This is a genomic window from Flavobacterium sp. FlaQc-30 (assembly GCF_044005885.1).
Classification (GTDB): Bacteria; Bacteroidota; Bacteroidia; order Flavobacteriales; family Flavobacteriaceae; genus Flavobacterium.
The window spans coordinates 277256-294239 of the sequence record NZ_JBIPCO010000008.1; the positions used below are offsets into that span (position 1 = coordinate 277256).

Sequence of the window (16984 nt, forward strand, 5' to 3'; positions counted from 1 at the left end):
CATAATTTAACAATACTGTATGGAATATTCTTACCGGATCTTATTAAATCCCCCTCCTTCTGATTCACAACTAGCGATAGTTTCTATTAATGACTTAGGTACATTGGGTAACCTTAATGGCTTTGTTATTAAAGATTTTGGTTATGATCCTGCAATATTGAATCTTCTTAAGTTAGAAAAAGGATATGATTTGTTTGAATTAAATGCAAAGCCTATACTTTTTGTTGTCACGATCAATCAAAAACGTGATACTGCAGCACTTCTAAGAGCCAACCTTTCAAAAGCTTTAAGTAACAATCCTGAAGCACTCTTCAATAGAAAAATTTGGATTCCTTTACTTGGTACAGGAGCTGGTGGACTGTCTTATCAAGAAAGTTTGCAAATAATCATAGATGTTTTAAATGTTCTTAAGGATTTTTCGACAGATCACAAAGCGGAATTTATAATTGCAATTCCGAACGATAGTAAAGGAATTGCCTTTCATGAGGAAATTTTAAAAGATACAAACAGCGTAAAGGATGATATAATAGAAAAACTAATCGAAACGAGCAATTCAAAGTTTTTTTTAGTAGGTTCATCTTGGGATGGAGAAGAACAGGCAGAAAGATTTTATGAAAATAATCTATGGGAGACAGGATATCACGAAAAATATATAGAGATAATAAATAGGGTTAAGACAGGTGATATTTTAATACATAAATCTTCTTTTTCTACCAAGGATGGAAATAACTATTTGAGATTTAAAGGACTGGGTGTAGTAACCCATAATTTAAATAACGGTACTACACTGAATGTAAACTGGATCGTTAAAAAACAAAAAATTGATGTTAAGAAGTTGGGGTATCATAGAAGTACTATTGTACAGTCTCAACAGGGAGATGTAATTACAATTTTTAACAGTTTGCCTGATAATCTAAAAAAGCGTATAATAGTTCAATTATCCAGTTCTAATACCATTTCCACTTCAACTCAGATTGCCGGACTTATAAGTGATTTGGAATCGGGAAAGGATTATTTGAATATTACTCCTGATGTTAATTCCTTTGCATTACTATTGGCTGCTAAATCTTTTGCCCCACCATTAGCCATCGCGTTATTGGGGCGATGGGGATCAGGGAAAAGTTTTTTTATGAATAAGCTGAAACAAAAGATAATAGATTTGTCTGACTCAGCTAGTAATCACTTTTGTGAAGGTATTGTCCATGTACATTTCAATGCCTGGTCTTATATGGATGCCAATTTGTGGGCGAGCATCACAACACGGATTTTTGAAGGACTGCATCATTATATTAAAAGTGATACTTTAGCGAGCGGTCACATAGATGAAATTGAAAAAAGACTAACCGAGGACCTTTCAGTAATCAAAGAGGAACTTGCTCACCTTAAGAATAAAAAAGAGGAGATCGACAAGCAATTGGAAGTTCTCGAAGTAAATCAGACAAATATTAAAAAAGTCCTGGATGATAAGATTAAAATAGTACGTGAAAATTCCTTAAAAAGCATACTTACAACAGTCGATAAAGAATTTAAAGTACAGGAAAAAATTCAGAGTGCCATTAACGAAAATGAAAGTATCGTAAAGAATATCGATGAATTCAAAAAGATTGTACCAGAGCAATACTGGTATAGGCCTGAAGAAATGTATGAAAAGATTCGCTCTGTTCCTACTTTTATCCGACTGTTTACCTCTTCTCCAAACAGGAGATACAATTGTATATGGTTGGTTGTTACACTTTTGCTTTTGGTAGGTATCCCGAGTTTAATCTGGTGGTTCAGACATGAAATTGGTTCCAATACATTTATACTGACACCCGGAGCATGGATGACTATTAGCTTCCTAGGAGCAATCTATGTCCGCGCTGTAAAAGTTTATAAGGATGTGAGCCCTTTTTTTGCGAAGATGTGGAGAATAAAGGAAGATTATCTCAAACAAAAAAATGACGCCATTTTTGAATTCGAGCAACAGCAAAAAGCGCTTGCTTATGAAATCGAATATAACAAGAGTGAACTTGATTCGATAAGTACACAAATTACAAATGTTAAGATTGTGCAGTCGACTGTCGTTTTCAAAATGGAAAATTCGTTGTCTACTGCGGCATTATATGAATTTATCGAAAAAAGGTGCAATAGCGAGGACTATAAAAAGCATTTAGGGCTTGTTTCAATAGTTCGTAAAGATTTTGAAATATTAAGTGATCTTTTTACCAATCACAAGGGTGAATATTCCAAGACAAAAGATAAAAAGCGATTTAGGGAATTATTCAGCAAGCCATTAGATCGAATAATTCTTTATGTTGATGATCTTGACAGATGTCCTGAAGAAAGGGTTGTGGAAGTTCTGGAGGCCGTAAATCTTTTGATGGCATTTCCTTTATTTATTGTTGTAGTTGGAGTGGATCCGGTGTGGGTTAAAAATGCGCTGGTAACTAAATACAAAAAACAGTTTGGTTATAAAGATTCAGGTCATGAATATATTGATCCTGCGAGTTATCTTGAAAAGATTTTTCAGATCCCGTTTCATTTAAAGCAGGCTGAAAACAACCATATAAAAGATATGCTGGAAGGGCTTTCACAAGTACAGGAATTACCTAATTATACATCGGAAAATAATAATACGAGTACAGATTCAGAAGAAAAATCTGTTGATACTAAGGAAATGGAAAGTGAAGCGAAAAGTGAAGCGGAAACAATTATTACCACCAGTGAAGGTGCAATAAGTGAGTCTATTGTCATAAAAGCTTTAAGTTTTTCGGATGATGAGTCTGCCTGTATCCGCGAAATGTCAGTTATTGTGGGAACCAGTCCGCGACTGATCAAACGTTATATAAATATTTACAGAATTGTAAAAACACATGATTATATAAATTCAGGAAGTAATATCAATGATGAGGATTTGAGAATCATACTTTTTGTACTAGCATTATCATTAGGTAATTTCAGAGCTATTATGCCATCGCTTATCGCTTTCCTAGAATTAGCCAAAGATGAAGAGCAATTCTCGAGGTATCTGGGAACGAAGTTAGAGGATGATACTAATGAATTAAGAATAGAACTTCTTAATCTATTAAGGCGTGATTTACCGGATCGACTGAGTTATGAAGCGGGACAAATTAAAAAGCATATTAATTTTATAAGAAGGTTTACTCTTTAGCGAGTAGCAGATTAATAGTAAATAAATAATTAATTTGAAAGTCTATGCATTTTAAACTAACAGAGGAGATTATAGATTTAAGTACGGCCAAAAACTGGGAATTAGCAAAGCGCGAATGGTCTTTTGATTTGGCGTACTACAGTGATGAATTATTGACCTGTCTGTGCGGTCATTATCCAATTAAAAATATCTGTGTCATCGTCAATGTGACAAATAAAATGAGTACTGAGGTTGGAAATTGCTGTATTAAAAAATTTCTCGGAATCGATGATGGGGATAAAATCTTTACTTCCATAAAAAAACTCAAGGAAGATATTACCAAAAGTATGAGCGCTGAAGTTATTGATTATGTTTACAAAAAAAATGGTATATCAGACTTTGAGCATACATTTTATATTGATACATATCGAAAGAGAAATTTGTCTGTCAAGCAGTTGGATGTTAAGAAACGAATCAATGAAAAATTTTTAAAATTTACCAGTTATGAGACTAATTCGCAATTTTCTAAAATTAATCTAATACTGAGTTGGGCTCAAAACAATCCTAATTTTGATACTGATTTTGTGCTTTCAATAAGAAAGAGCTGTGAAAAAAATGGAAGATTAACTGAAAAACAGGTGACGGCCATAGATAATATAATTAAGAAATTTGGGATTGGAAAATGATTCTTACGTATAATTATTAAGGCAGACATATTCTGAAAATTTTGATGAATTTCATTTGAGAAACTATCGAAATTTTTAGAAAAATATACTGTTACCAGAATGACTTACTATAAACCATATCAAGTTTCTGCCTGAATAAAATTTACTTTTTAGTATTATCATCCAGGCTTCCTCTTACTTGTCGTTCGTATATTTCCTGAAGGTCCCGACCGATAATTTCGAGTTTGCCAGGATCCAAATCTTTTTCAATCATCATTCGTACAGTAGTTGTTATAGTGCTCCATGCTATGTTAGGATTGTGAAAATCACTTATAGGCTTAGCCTGATAGGGTAAAGCAGAAAATCTCTGGAGATTATATTTTCCTTTACCGCACCAATCATAAAAATCCAATATGATAGGTATAATTTTTACTGATTTGTCATTATCGTAACGATCTATGGCATTGGTAATTTCATGGTCGATGATATATTTTGTGTTAAAAAAATATTCACTTGCCATAAAAAAAACAATATCTGCCTGATCAAATTTTTCTTTAATTGTCAAGTCCCACTCATCTCCAGGAATGAGAGCTGTGCAATACCACGGTTCTTCAATTAGATCCGCTTCCACTAATGGCTGTAAATATCTTTTTAGACTATTTACCTGTTCAAGATCTTTTTTAGAATATGAAATCACTACTTTTTTTCTTTTAATTTCTTCTGTTGTATATTTTTTGTAATTTTTTAGATTGAAAATTTTTTCTTCATCTTTTACCTGCTTGAAATCTTTAAGTTTTTTTTCAGTAAAAACGAATTTGCCATGTTTTGCATTTTTATTTAATACAGCTATTGATATAAAGTCTTCGCCCTCAAGGGTAACCATTTCCTCCACTTTATATCCTTTATTAATTTCGCGGATATACCCAATTATTTCGTCAATAAATTCATCCTTTTGAATGGTCAAATTAAGATTATAAATATCAATGCATGCATTTCCATCTTCATTTCCAATATGAAATTTAATCATTGCTATTTCTTGTGTAGTTGGTTTTTTGATAATAAGACCATCTTTCCAGTAATAAAACATCTCATCAGAATCATTGCTAACTGACGGCAAGATCAGACTGCTGTACTGCTGAAAAATACTTAAAACGATGCTTTTCTGAATAAATCCGGAATATTCAAACCTACGGGAAGGTATAACGCCTTGCTGGAGAAACAAATTTATTTTTGTTTCAGGCATTTGAGGAAGGTAAAGAGGTGCTATATACTTTTCAGCAAATGGATGTTTAAAGATAATTTTGAAATCGAGCATCATATCCAGAACACTTGAAATATGATTATTCTCGATATTCTTTTCTTCGATTAAGTAATTTCTATCGAATTCTCCACCCATGTCTTTGAGATCCCGAAGCACACTGTGTATACTGTTGATCAGCCACTTTTTGTCCATATAAACAAGACCATCCGGATGTTTGTCGGAAAATAGCAGTATCCCTATTTGTTCGAGATAGCGGATCAATATATAAGCTTGGGTAATATCAATGGGAGAACTTATAAGATTGTTGCAATAAGCCAGAAAATCAGTTTTGCTAATTACAGGTTTTCCAGAATAATTACTAAAGCTGTTTTTTATTATTTCATAAAATTTAGGCAAGGTAGCACCTATAATTTCCATGCTATTTAATATTTCCGTGAGCAGTATGTCAAACTGCTCCATATTTCTGCGAGGTGATTTTATTGACATTGTTGTAATGTCGTAAATAAAAGGATAGTCATTTTTAAGTGCAAAATTGTTTAAAAATTCTATTTCTGAAATAGTTCCTACCTTATTTTGAAGCAGAAGTAAAGAACTGTTATAGCTTTGATTATTTTCACCCATTAATTTAATATTGGCACCTTCTATGTCCTTGATATAAAATTTAATAGACTCAAGCCAGTATTTCATAGGATAATCCTGCGTATCTACTTTAATTTTGTCACCATTGTGATTTAATTGAATGCAGGATCTAAGATTTAAGTTATTTGTTTGTGAGGTCCAAAGGAGAATATAAATTGCATTTGAACCGTAAAATAAATGGTGGGTATCATGATAATAATCATGACCTCCAAAATCAAAAAGATGAAGGGAACATTCTTCCTGTAACGAATTTATTTTGTATTTGCTTTTTACAATTTTTTCCTGCATCCAAAGTGTTGGCAAGTGATCTACTTCGAGATTTTGTTCATTATCGAGATATTTGACCAAGGTAGATTTACCTACCTCACTATTACCCACCAGTATGATTTTTATATCTTTATTGATAAATTTCCCTCTTTTTCGTATATCGTTCAATGTTGTAAGTACTGCTTCTTTGCTGATATTTATAATTTCCATTGGAGGCTGTTCCAAAGGATTTTTAGCAATACTTATTGTTTCCAGTTTCCATTTATCATTTTCAATCCCAATATTTTCAATAAGATGCTCGACAGGTCTTAAATCTTTTATTTTATTATTATGAAGATCAATAGTTCCGATAGTTGATATATCCTTTAAGAATGTAACTGATTTTATATAATTGTTACCCAGATAAATTTGACGGATTGGACTTTTTGCCTTTAGAACTTCAATTGTTTCAATTTTATTATTATTTAAAAAAATAACTTCCAAATTATCAAATTGATTTAAGTAACGAACATGTTTTATTTCACAATTACTCACATTAAGAAATTGTAGATTTTTAAGGGCAGTTAAGGCATCAATATTATCTATTGGCCATCTGTTGGAAAGTTTATTTTTTTTATCCCAATCACCACCACATATCAGGACTTTAAGATTGATAAGGCTCCCTATGTCAGATGGAATAAACTCTATTGTGTTCTTTTTTCCGGCATTGGTACTGTATTGCGGTGTCCAGACTCCATTTTCAAATTCGCCCCATTCATTACTAAGAATAAGCTCTTCCAAATGTATACATTCAAATAATTCGGGGATTAAGCAAAGATCTCTTATTCCTAAATTTCCTAGATCAAGCTTTGTAGATTTGTTTTTTAAACATTCGTCAATAAGATTGCTAGCGTGATAAAGGTTAATTTCACTCAAAAATAAATCTTTTTCTTTAGCAATACCATGATGCCAAATTGGTTTAACATATGGAAGATATAATATCCTGGAGCATAAGGCCCCAAAATTTTCGGCGTTACTGGTTTTAATTCCTAAAGATTTAAAATAATGAATGGTATAATTGTCGTCTTGCTGTAAAGTTTTTTGTTCACCAAGCTTGAGTTCTTCCTCAACTTTTTCACGGTGAGCTTTAGATAACATAGTTAAATTATTGGAGGGATCTAATAAGTAGATAAAGGCATTTCTAATACTGGGACTCAATAAATTTATATCATGACTTTTTTTAAACTTAATAAGATTTAAGAACCAATCATTCTGTCTCACGCCGGCTCTTGCCAGAACACGTTTGTCAGGATATTTATTCCATATATTTTTCCTGTAAGCATTGTAATCGAGGTAGGCAATCAATTCACCACAGAGTGTCAGAAATAAAACATATTGATCATTGTCTTCGTGTAGTTTCAAAAAGTCTTTAAATGGCAATTTAGAATTTTTAAATTCCTGTTCAATGGCCTCATAAAAACTATCTTCAGTCGCAGAATAGTTACGATATTCCCACAGTTTTTTTCTTGCTAATTCAAAATAAAAATCAGCATCATAGGTTAATTGGACAATATGTCTTTCGTTATTTATTCTGGGTAGTTCTGCTTCTATTACCAATTGTGAACTAGAAGTATCAATATCATATATATTGTTCTCAAAAGAATTAAAAATTCTTTTATCGAGAGTGCAGAAGGTCAAGCTTATGGAGCTTTTCGCTATTTCATAAAATGCACTGAGCATAATATTTCTGCTTTTGAAATGGTTTAGTTTTCCTGCTCCTGTTCCTAAGATTGGTGTAGCTATTTCCCTAATATCAGTTTTATCCTCTACAAATTCAGCAATTCTATGTGCAACAAGTCTTATGGAATAATATGCACTTTCAAAATTATCAACAACGCATGCAAAAACTATATACTTAAAATGGTAAGAAGACTCAACCTTCTGAATCTGTATATCACCCAGCTTGTATCTTTTTAACTTATATTCTATTTGTATATTTAAATTTTCGAGCTCTTTCATAAATGATTCTGAAATAGTCCCTTCGGAGGAAATAGGAATTACTATCAGGTCACTTTTTGCATCAAACAAATTAGCATTTATAAAATCAAGCATAATTTTGGTAATAGCTTTGGTTAGAAATTTATTAGGTAACTAGTTGTAATTTTATACAATAGTTGATGTACTTATTAACACATTTATGTAAATATACAAGTATAGTGGAAATAATTCTTTTATTTATAAGATAAAACCTCTTAACTAAAGTGTTTTTCGCTTCCTAATTGGCAAGTGAGGAAAGCTTAAATCACCAACTAATTGCTCAGTTTTAGAGTTATTATATCGTGAATGTCCTGTTTGATCTGTAGCCAATTACTTTTTTGTCAAATAAGTTTAAATAATGGTCAGATATAAAAAGAGACATCCTGTATTTGAATATAATTTATATTAGAAAACCAACCCTTGAAAAGTTCATGTTCAAACAAAAAATGGAAAATGGAAAGGAGTAAATTATCAGAACTTTTATTCCGGTTTTTATATCAGAATAGATAAAATTATAGTTTCAGATTTTTTTTACTTATTATGACTATTCAATAATTGGCAGAATTGTATATACTTTATAAGTATGCCCATTGAATTTGACATTTTTCCTGTACTGATCTTGAATCGTATGCAGTTTAACTGCACAAGATTTTGAGATAAAATTTAATTTCTGAAGAGAGAGCCTAACATTCAAATCCGATACTCCCATTTCAATCATTTGCGCTGTAAGGTTATCAATACCTTTTGGGGCTTTTAATTCATGCACGTTAATAAAATCATCATTAGCTTTTTTATATTTTTTCGATTTTTCTTGGAGTGTTCGGATATAATGTTCGGAAGCTTTGTGATTGAAATTAACAGTAGATTCGGAATTAAGAAACTGTAGGAGATTAAGCTGGTCAATACTGTTTTTATCGTGTATAGATACTATCTGCTCTTTTTTATTTCCAAGTTTATAGATATCAGAATCATATATAGCTAACATATACGAATCATTTAGCGGCAGGAAAAGCTGCAGCCCTTTTAATCCAAAATCTCTCTGGCTGCCAAACTTCCAGTTTCTTTTTTCTAAAAACTGATTATACATGACAAGTGGATTATCCGAAATAATAAAAGGATTTGAGGTTTTGTTTTTAATGAGCTTATATTTCAGGCTCAAAAGATCTGGCACCAGTAGTTCGGCAGACTTTAGCGAATTTAGTTTGCCTTTATCGGATTGTTGTTCTTGTAATCCTGGAATCATATCGGTAGAAATATTACCTTCACTGATTTTGGATTTAGTATTTGGAAGTTTTTGCTCAAAGTTTTTTAGAATTTTGAAATGAATAGGATTTCGAAGATCCAAAATAATCAGGAAATGCAGCATTTTAGAATGATTAGGACTTTGTGGAATAGGCAGTTTTTCTCCTTCCCACATTTCTCTAAAGATTGGCGCAGAATCTGATTCGAGCTTTGCAAGCCACTCTTCAAGCTCGCCATCACGTCCATAAAAATGTTTTCTGCCTAGATGCGAGGATATTTTTACATGACTTTTAAAAACATTCCTATTAGTCTCGAACATGCCGATGGTTTTTCCATTATTCTCAAAGGAGAAGAAACGCTGGAAAAATTGTGGTACGAAGTGCTGTATTTTCGGAATTTGTTTTTTTTGTGCCATTTTGCATTCTCTTTATAAAACAGAATAACTATTGTTATGCTTTGCTTAAATTTAGCAATTAAAAGCTGTGAATACAATATCATTTTTTTTAAAAAAGCTATTGAATTTTAATGGGTTGTATATATTTTTATTATGTATAGCGTTTTACTAGAACAACATGATAACTTTTTTATTAATAAGTTAATGTATAAAAATATTAAGTAGTAAATCTAACCAATATATTATTATATGAAGTCAGCCTATTTATACGTTCGTGTAAGTACGGACGAACAAAAAAGAAAAGGTTACTCCTTGCCAGAACAGGAGGACAGACTATTGAAGTATTGTAAATATTACGATATCGAAGTCAAAGGAATTTATCGTGAAGATTTCTCCGCGAAGAGTTTCAACAGACCAGAATGGAATCAATTATTTTCAGAAATTAAAAAGAAATCATCAGGAGAAGATAAAAATATACTATTTATCAAATGGGATCGATTCAGTCGTAATATTGAATATGCATACGAAATGATTGGTAAGCTTCGGAGATATAAAACAACAGCAAAGGCTATTGATCAGCCGATTGATTTCTCTGTGCCGGAAAGCACAGTTATGCTGGCTGTATATTTAGCTGTACCGGAAGCAGAAAATACACGAAGAGCTCAAAACACTTCAAATGGCATTCGTCGCGCGAAGTTGATGGGTAGATATCCCAGTAAGGCACCATTAGGATTTATTAATTTGACATCAATGGATGGTAAAAAAGGTATCGCTCCTAAAGAGCCTGAAGCCGAAATTATAAAATGGGCTTTTTATCAAGTCGCCAAGAATGATCATAAAATAACTGAAATCATGAAAATAGCTCATGATAAAGGGTTAATATGTTCAAGATCACACTTTTTCAGGATATTGCACAACCCAGTTTATTGCGGGCTTATACCAGTCAAACTTGATTCTAGTGAAGAGCAGATGGTAAAAGGATTACATGAACCTTTAATAGCAGAGTCTTTATTTAATCAGGTTCAGTCTGTTATTAATACAAAGAGAAGAACTACTGCTAAAAGAAATGATTTACAATCGTTATTTTTTCTTAGAGGTTTTTTAATATGTCCTGTTTGTGATCGAAAACTTAGCGGAAGTGTTTCAAAAGGAAGGTCAAAAAAATATCCATATTATCATTGTCATGATGGTTGTAAAACAAGGATAGATGCGGTCTTTCTTAATGATTGTTATCAAAATAAACTTCAACAATTGATACTCTCAAATAATACAATTGAATTATTTAAGAACATTTTAGAAGACCAGAATATAAAGACACAGAAAGCAAGTTATTTATATGCTCAAAAAGTATTAGAGAGGAAAATAAAAGAGGAGAGAGTAACCCTTTCTCGAGGCAGGAAATTATTTATAGCTGGAATATTAAAAATTGATGACTACAATGAATTAAAAAAAGAGAATCAAGTCAGCTACAAAAATCTTAAAAAGGAAGCACGTGATATTACTGCTAAATTAAAAGCCATTGATAAAAAAAATCAATTAGAAGAGAAAGCGTTAGTCGAAATCTTTCAAAGATTTTCTGAATTTGATGTCTCAGACAAAAGGCATCTTGTAAATCTTATTCCACCGACTGATATTGATTTTAAAACAGGAGCACTTTCTTTAAATCTAAATCAAGCTTTTTTAAAAATACTATCAAAAAAAAGTAACCGAAAAACCAATAAAAAAAATGAATTTCATTGAGAAGAATGTTTCAGTAGAAAAAGCCGTTATTATTCTTTCCAAGAATGGTATTCAGGTAGATGAGAAGGAAGCCAAAATTATTTTGGAATTACTATATTTAGTATCAAAAAATTACGATAAACCAAAAGAGAAAAAAATCCTATATCCTTAACGGGATTTCGAACCATCGTTCAGCTTCGATTAAATCTCTAATAGTGCCACTTTAAGACTGTTTATTTCAAACAGACTAAGAATTTCTTGTGAAAAAATCGAACCACAAATATTAGGCTGTGAAGGCTTGAAAAATCTATATGTTTGTGCATAAAAAAAGAGACAACTATTATATAGTTGTCTCCTTAAGTGACGGGGACAGGACAAATTACAACATCATTTTTGGATGATTTGAAGAAATTGGCTTTCTATATGTAGTGTCTGTCTTGCATTGGCTATGTAAATTTGGTTTAGATGTCCTGTTGGGGATTGATGCAAAAATTGTAAAAACTCAGTTGATTCATCGAATTAAACTGATATATAAATTTACAAATTTTATGGAAGATTTTAAAAGATTGTTTTAAGTTAAGGTAGTATTGTCTTTCTTTGGCTCTATGAATTACTTTATTCGATTTAGGTTTTGTGGCACAAAAGTAATTCCTTTCAAATGTTTTTCTCCGCCAAAAAGACATCAGCATAAGGATATCATTGGTAGCTTTTTTAATGCCATTTTATACTCTTTTTTATTTATTTAGAAAATATGTTTCCATTTCTAAATTTTTATTCTCTCCAATGTATACTTTTCCATCATGTGAAATGATCAGGGGCTCATCTATAAATAATCTTATTTTATTATTACGTGTATATATAAGATTTTCAGATACCATTGAGTTTATAAACATCTGAATATCAATTTTACTTTCTTCTATAAACGCTAAAAATGATGAATCGTTTGCGATGTCAATTTCGCCTGTTTCTATCAGTACTTTAACAACTTTTAATTTATCTATGCATAATTCTATCGGAGACCATGGAATATATCCAAGCGGTGCTGCTAGATCTTTTTTTCGCTGGTAAAAATAAGAGTAATCCCAGCCCCAGGAATCATTAATTTTCTTTTCTGCGCATGATAAAAAGGTATGGGAAAGTTCTCTTCCAAAATCATTACCAAAAATGGTGGAACTTATTTCAAATTTATATGAAAGACGTGTCCAAATAAGTTCTAAAAGGTGATACATAGGTTTATTTGCAGAAGACACTAAAATCGGAAAGTAGTATTCTTCGTTTAGAAGCGGAATTCCCATTGGCATTCCATTGTTTTTTAAAATGGTACTGTTTCCACAGATAATTAAGCTCGGAAAACTTTGGGGATGATAGCCTTTTACCGGACCTCTCACAATTTTTTCCTGTAAAAGTTTAGCAAAGCCCTCACGCAAAGTATATTCAGAGCTGTAGCCGTAATAGCCAATTACAATTCTTAAGGGGGTTGTTGCTTCAAGAAGCAAATAATTGTAGATTGTATTTTGCCTGTCGTTAAAATTTTCTAAAGTTTTTTGATCAGGTAAGTCAGTTGATGTTAATGCCCTGTAGGCATCCCGAAAAATGTTAAGTTCATACAGCTGCAATTTTTGGCTTTCCGCTACGACATTGACCGATTGTAAGTTCTCGTGGGCGTCATCCAGATCTTTTTTGTATAGATTTTTCTTCACTTGAAAAACCGCTATTACATTTTGTACATGGTATTTAAATTGTGTTTTAGTAAAAGATATTTCAGTTCCTTCACCCGCTACAAGCATACAGTCTATTTCATCACTTAGCTTACCTTGATCATTATAAATAAAACTATTGTTTACTATACGCAGATCAAGGTCTTTAAATATTGCTTGGTTTAAAATTTCTGACGTAAGACCTTCGTACATGTTCCCAATAGTTGGAGTATGAGAAATATTACTGTCATTTTTTAGAATAGTTCCTAACGCTTTTTTTTTAAATTCTTCTAAAAAGTCTGAAACGGTATTAATCATTATTAAAAGTTTTTTTTTAGAGCTTCTTTTCTCTTTTCCAGAAAATTTTTCTACCTCTAAAGTATCATTTTTATTTGTAAGTGGCGCAAAATTTTTTGAATGAGAAGTAGTTGTCTATTATTATAAAGAACATTTTATTTAATTGCAGTATCTCTGCAGCAAGATTCGTATTGCGGGAACGGTCCCGAAGCCTCGGGAACAATTCCGCGCTAACATCCTAGCGATCGGGTAAAATTATTTTATCTGGAGGGAGGCAGGTGCTTGGTTTTTCACATGGTAAATAACACGGGAGTTGACAGGGGCAATTTTGTGCAAAGTCTTGATTTCCAAGTATTAATTCCATGATCCTTTCAACTCTATATGATGCGGTTTCTTTATTTAAGCATCTGGATTGATCATCAAAGTGTTGGAACTGTAGATTATTTGCGCCATGCATTCCATAATCAACGGAATGTGCCCATTCGTGTACAATAGTTACAGCCAAACTATTTAAATCCTGCTTGTAGCCACGGCGAGTTATAAGAGTGCGTTCTTCGTTGGTAAGTGCATTAGAAATATGAAAGGATACTTTTGGTGCCAGTTCAATATTTGTAGTTTTTCGATAAGCTTTAAGTACATCTGCAAGTTTTGCCATGCTGTAACTCAAAGTATCAGTATTGTCGATATATTGATCGCTCCAGTTTTTAAGGTCATTCCAAAATCTTTCGCTAGATAAAATGTCATCGGCGATCTTAATAGCTTGCTTTATCCTTTCATCGCTGCCAGAATAGTAGAATCTACTTGAGCCACTTGATTGAGCACTAACTGTAAAACTGTTCAGTAAAATGATCAGAAGCAATAAATATTTCTTTTCCATAAATATAATGAATTAGATTAGTATTATCTGCATAATTGATATTAAACAGTAATAAAAGAGATTCACTGCAGCTAGTATTTGAGATATTTTGTCACTAAAATTATCGATTTTATTTAGATAAAAAGTACGTATAAATACCTAATTTATATTCATTATCGAAAAATTCATATGTAAATCCGACAATTCAGTTTTTTTTAAGAGCCCAAGCTCTCCGGATAAAGATGGATTTTAAAGTAAAAGATTGTTAGGGCAAATTTAATCTCAATATCTACGTTAAATTATTAGAAAAAACTTGTCTGCATTTTGTGGTAAAAAGGTAATCCCTTTCAAAAGAGTAAACAGGTAAATGTACGCATTTTAAATAGGTGATAATTAGGTACTTTAGTGCTATAGATTTAATTACTGCTTATGAAAAAAATTACTATTGTTTTATTGTTTTCAGTATACTGTTCAGCACAAAATGCCTATCGCGATGCAAAGTTATTAACAACGCCAAAAGTGGCAGTTATTCTTTCGCAAATTAAAAAACTGCAGGCTGATGATTTATACAGTACGAGATCTTATAAAATGGAGGTGGATAATTTAAAATCATTTTTAGATAATCCGTTTAGTGAAGCAGCTTTTGTAATTGATATACCACAATCATTGGAAACTTTAAACCGGGCGGAAGCCTATTTGGCTTCTACTGTTACAGCGGCCGGCGGGCATGCTGATACTGATGGAGACGGTATTTCTGACAGCAAAGATAAGTGTCCAGATAAAGCCGGCAGGTTTGCAGATAAAGGTTGCCCGCCAGAACCAATGACGGATTTGCCTCTAAAAGGGCAGGATATGACAACGGTGCTTGTCGATGCACTGGCAAAATTTCTGGTTGATCGTGTAAAACAGGAGCTCACAATTTCGTTTTACGAAAATTTTAAAACAAAACTTGACAAAGTCATAACTGTTCAATTGAAAAATGTAAAAGATTCTGTTGGAAAACCTGTTATGCTGACCCTTGAGTTAAAAAAACTTTTCCCAAATACATATCTGATGTTAAGCAGTAAGAAATACTTTGATACACCATCTTTGGGAAAAACGTGGGTAACGGCATTTAAAAAAGATCTTATAACACTGCCTGAGCAATTGGAAATTATTGTCAGAAGTAGTCTTACCAGTACCAATGTTGGTAAATTTGCAATTATTTCATTTGATGCCATATCCTATGCAAAAAAAGGAATGCATCCAATTGCTATTATTGAAAAACTAGGTAGCAATAGGATTCTTATCAAAGATTATAGTTTCGAGTCGAGCCAGGTCCTGGGATTGTTGTCGCTAATTTCATCCAATCTGACCTTTGAGAAGGTCAATGGAAGTACCCAGATAAAAGAGTGGGCATCGGTTAATGATTTAAAAAGTTTGGATACCAGCAGTAAAAAGTACTTGACTGCCTTAATTTATCAGCAGGGGGTACAAAGAAAATTATTTGAGAAAATCCAAAAAGCCGGTGGAGAGAGTTTAAAATCCAAAATCAGCATTAACAACTATTTAATATTTTACGATCATATTGAGCACATGAGTGCTGAGTTTTCCAATGTAATAGAATTACTGAAAGAAGTGCGGGACGAAGCCGATAAAAAGGACAGTGGTAAGACACTAGAGGATTATTCCAGTTATCTGAATTCCTTTTTTAAGCTTTTCGATATAAATATGGAATCAATTTATATACTTCTGGATGATCCAGGATATTATGAATCGTCTTACTATAAAAAGATCAAGCCTATAGTTCAGGATGTAATTGGATTTAATAACGCACTTGGACAAAAAAATTATGCGGAATGTATTCTGCTAAGCACAGATTTTCTTCAACATGTGTTCTCTGAGGAAGTAACAGTTGATGCAAATAGTGATGAGGCACTTAAAGAATATTTCTATTACTGCAATTTTTTAGCAGATATAATAGCGGCCTCAGAATCCGATAACAGTGAAAATGTTAAGAAGATTATAGAGAACTATGCCATGCCAGTGAATTCATACCGTATTAAAAGATACTATTCCCATTCATGGGATGTAAATGCTTTTCCGGGAATATATGGAGGTTATGAATTTGATGCTAGTGAAAGTTTTGCATATGGCATTACGGCACCTGTTGGGATTTCATATTCGCGAAGGCTCTGTCTTAAGAAAGAGAGTTCTGGATCTGTTTCATTTTTTTTGTCTGTAATAGATATTGGTGCTCCCTTCAGCTATAGATTTACCAACGATGAGGCTCAGGGGCTGCCGGAGGAAATAAAATGGGAACAGATCTTCTCACCTGGTTTGTTTATAATTTTTGGTGTAAATAATAGTCCTATAAGCTTTTCAATCAGTGGTCAATTTACGCCTCTTTTGCGCGATATCAAAGATGAAAGCAATATTGTCAATGAGAATAACATTTTTAGGCTAAGCGCAGGAATTCTGGTTGATATTCCTCTTTTTAATCTTAAAAAAGGAAATATGTATAATAAAACATCTGATTAGTCATCTAAAATGTAAATCGGAATTTGTTATTGAAAATAATGAAATTCTTGCGCTGTAGAATCATCATCTGGAATAGTGCAGGTAGGCTTTAAAAAATATGTATTTATACTTAACAAATATAATGGAAAATTTAGCTTTTTGTATTTTAATTGAAACTGAAATCTACTAGAGTTATAGCATAATCGCATAAAATGAAACTTTGAATAATTGCACCTTATATGAAGATGGTGAAAAAATCAGAAGCAAATAAAATTACTCCGTGATTTTATAATAGTTAAAAA

9 protein-coding genes are annotated in these 16984 nt (G+C 32.3%); 5 read left to right on the plus strand and 4 right to left on the minus strand.

All coding sequences use genetic code 11. The annotated features are described in order from the left end of the window. The first annotated feature begins 19 nt into the window (after positions 1-19). Together ACHRV0_RS18145 and ACHRV0_RS18150 are read left to right on the plus strand one after the other, a co-directional pair. Positions 20-3151 carry a P-loop NTPase fold protein gene (locus ACHRV0_RS18145; RefSeq protein WP_395441907.1) on the plus strand — a complete coding sequence of 1044 codons (3132 nt, stop codon included), beginning with the start codon at positions 20-22 and terminating at the stop codon, positions 3149-3151. Between the two features lie 44 nt (positions 3152-3195). After that, positions 3196-3816 (plus strand): hypothetical protein, encoded by a 621-nt coding sequence (locus ACHRV0_RS18150; RefSeq protein ID WP_395441908.1) that lies wholly within the window; start codon positions 3196-3198, stop codon positions 3814-3816. A gap of 142 nt (positions 3817-3958) precedes the next feature. Here the strand turns inward: ACHRV0_RS18150 and ACHRV0_RS18155 are convergent, their stop codons facing one another. Further along, positions 3959-8053, minus strand: coding sequence for a COR domain-containing protein (locus ACHRV0_RS18155; protein WP_395441909.1), 4095 nt, complete (start codon positions 8051-8053; stop codon positions 3959-3961). Positions 8054-8522: 469 nt separating this feature from the next. Next, positions 8523-9635 carry a DUF4238 domain-containing protein gene (locus tag ACHRV0_RS18160; protein ID WP_395441910.1) on the minus strand — a complete coding sequence of 371 codons (1113 nt, stop codon included), beginning with the start codon at positions 9633-9635 and terminating at the stop codon, positions 8523-8525. A gap of 228 nt (positions 9636-9863) precedes the next feature. Between ACHRV0_RS18160 and ACHRV0_RS18165 the strand changes: the two genes are divergently transcribed. Next, positions 9864-11354 (plus strand): recombinase family protein, encoded by a 1491-nt coding sequence (locus tag ACHRV0_RS18165; protein ID WP_395441911.1) that lies wholly within the window; start codon positions 9864-9866, stop codon positions 11352-11354. Next, complete coding sequence (locus ACHRV0_RS18170; RefSeq protein ID WP_025572058.1) at positions 11341-11505, plus strand: hypothetical protein; 165 nt, start codon at positions 11341-11343, stop codon at positions 11503-11505. The genes ACHRV0_RS18165 and ACHRV0_RS18170 overlap by 14 nt, the downstream gene beginning before the upstream one ends. A gap of 562 nt (positions 11506-12067) precedes the next feature. Here the strand turns inward: ACHRV0_RS18170 and ACHRV0_RS18175 are convergent. Both ACHRV0_RS18175 and ACHRV0_RS18180 read right to left on the minus strand, forming a co-directional pair. Then, positions 12068-13348: a DUF6602 domain-containing protein gene (locus ACHRV0_RS18175; RefSeq protein WP_395441912.1), complete on the minus strand. Its 1281-nt coding sequence runs from the start codon at positions 13346-13348 to the stop codon at positions 12068-12070. 217 nt (positions 13349-13565) lie between these two features. Then, entirely contained in the window at positions 13566-14204 is a 639-nt protein-coding gene (locus ACHRV0_RS18180; protein ID WP_395441913.1) for a hypothetical protein, read from the minus strand. A gap of 408 nt (positions 14205-14612) precedes the next feature. On the opposite strand from ACHRV0_RS18180, the gene ACHRV0_RS18185 reads away from it, so the two are divergent. Further along, complete coding sequence (locus ACHRV0_RS18185) at positions 14613-16703, plus strand: hypothetical protein (protein ID WP_395441914.1); 2091 nt, start codon at positions 14613-14615, stop codon at positions 16701-16703. Positions 16704-16984 lie beyond the last annotated feature (281 nt).

Excerpts from the sequence above, each read along its gene's own strand:
- ACHRV0_RS18145 (WP_395441907.1), top strand. The coding sequence starts at position 20 with ATGGAATATTCTTACCGGATCTTATTAAATCCCCCTCCTTCTGATTCA.
- ACHRV0_RS18150 (WP_395441908.1), top strand. The coding sequence starts at position 3,196 with ATGCATTTTAAACTAACAGAGGAGATTATAGATTTAAGTACGGCCAAA.
- ACHRV0_RS18155 (WP_395441909.1), bottom strand. The coding sequence starts at position 8,053 with ATGCTTGATTTTATAAATGCTAATTTGTTTGATGCAAAAAGTGACCTG.
- ACHRV0_RS18160 (WP_395441910.1), bottom strand. The coding sequence starts at position 9,635 with ATGGCACAAAAAAAACAAATTCCGAAAATACAGCACTTCGTACCACAA.
- ACHRV0_RS18165 (WP_395441911.1), top strand. The coding sequence starts at position 9,864 with ATGAAGTCAGCCTATTTATACGTTCGTGTAAGTACGGACGAACAAAAA.
- ACHRV0_RS18170 (WP_025572058.1), top strand. The coding sequence starts at position 11,341 with ATGAATTTCATTGAGAAGAATGTTTCAGTAGAAAAAGCCGTTATTATT.
- ACHRV0_RS18175 (WP_395441912.1), bottom strand. The coding sequence starts at position 13,348 with ATGATTAATACCGTTTCAGACTTTTTAGAAGAATTTAAAAAAAAAGCG.
- ACHRV0_RS18180 (WP_395441913.1), bottom strand. The coding sequence starts at position 14,204 with ATGGAAAAGAAATATTTATTGCTTCTGATCATTTTACTGAACAGTTTT.
- ACHRV0_RS18185 (WP_395441914.1), top strand. The coding sequence starts at position 14,613 with ATGAAAAAAATTACTATTGTTTTATTGTTTTCAGTATACTGTTCAGCA.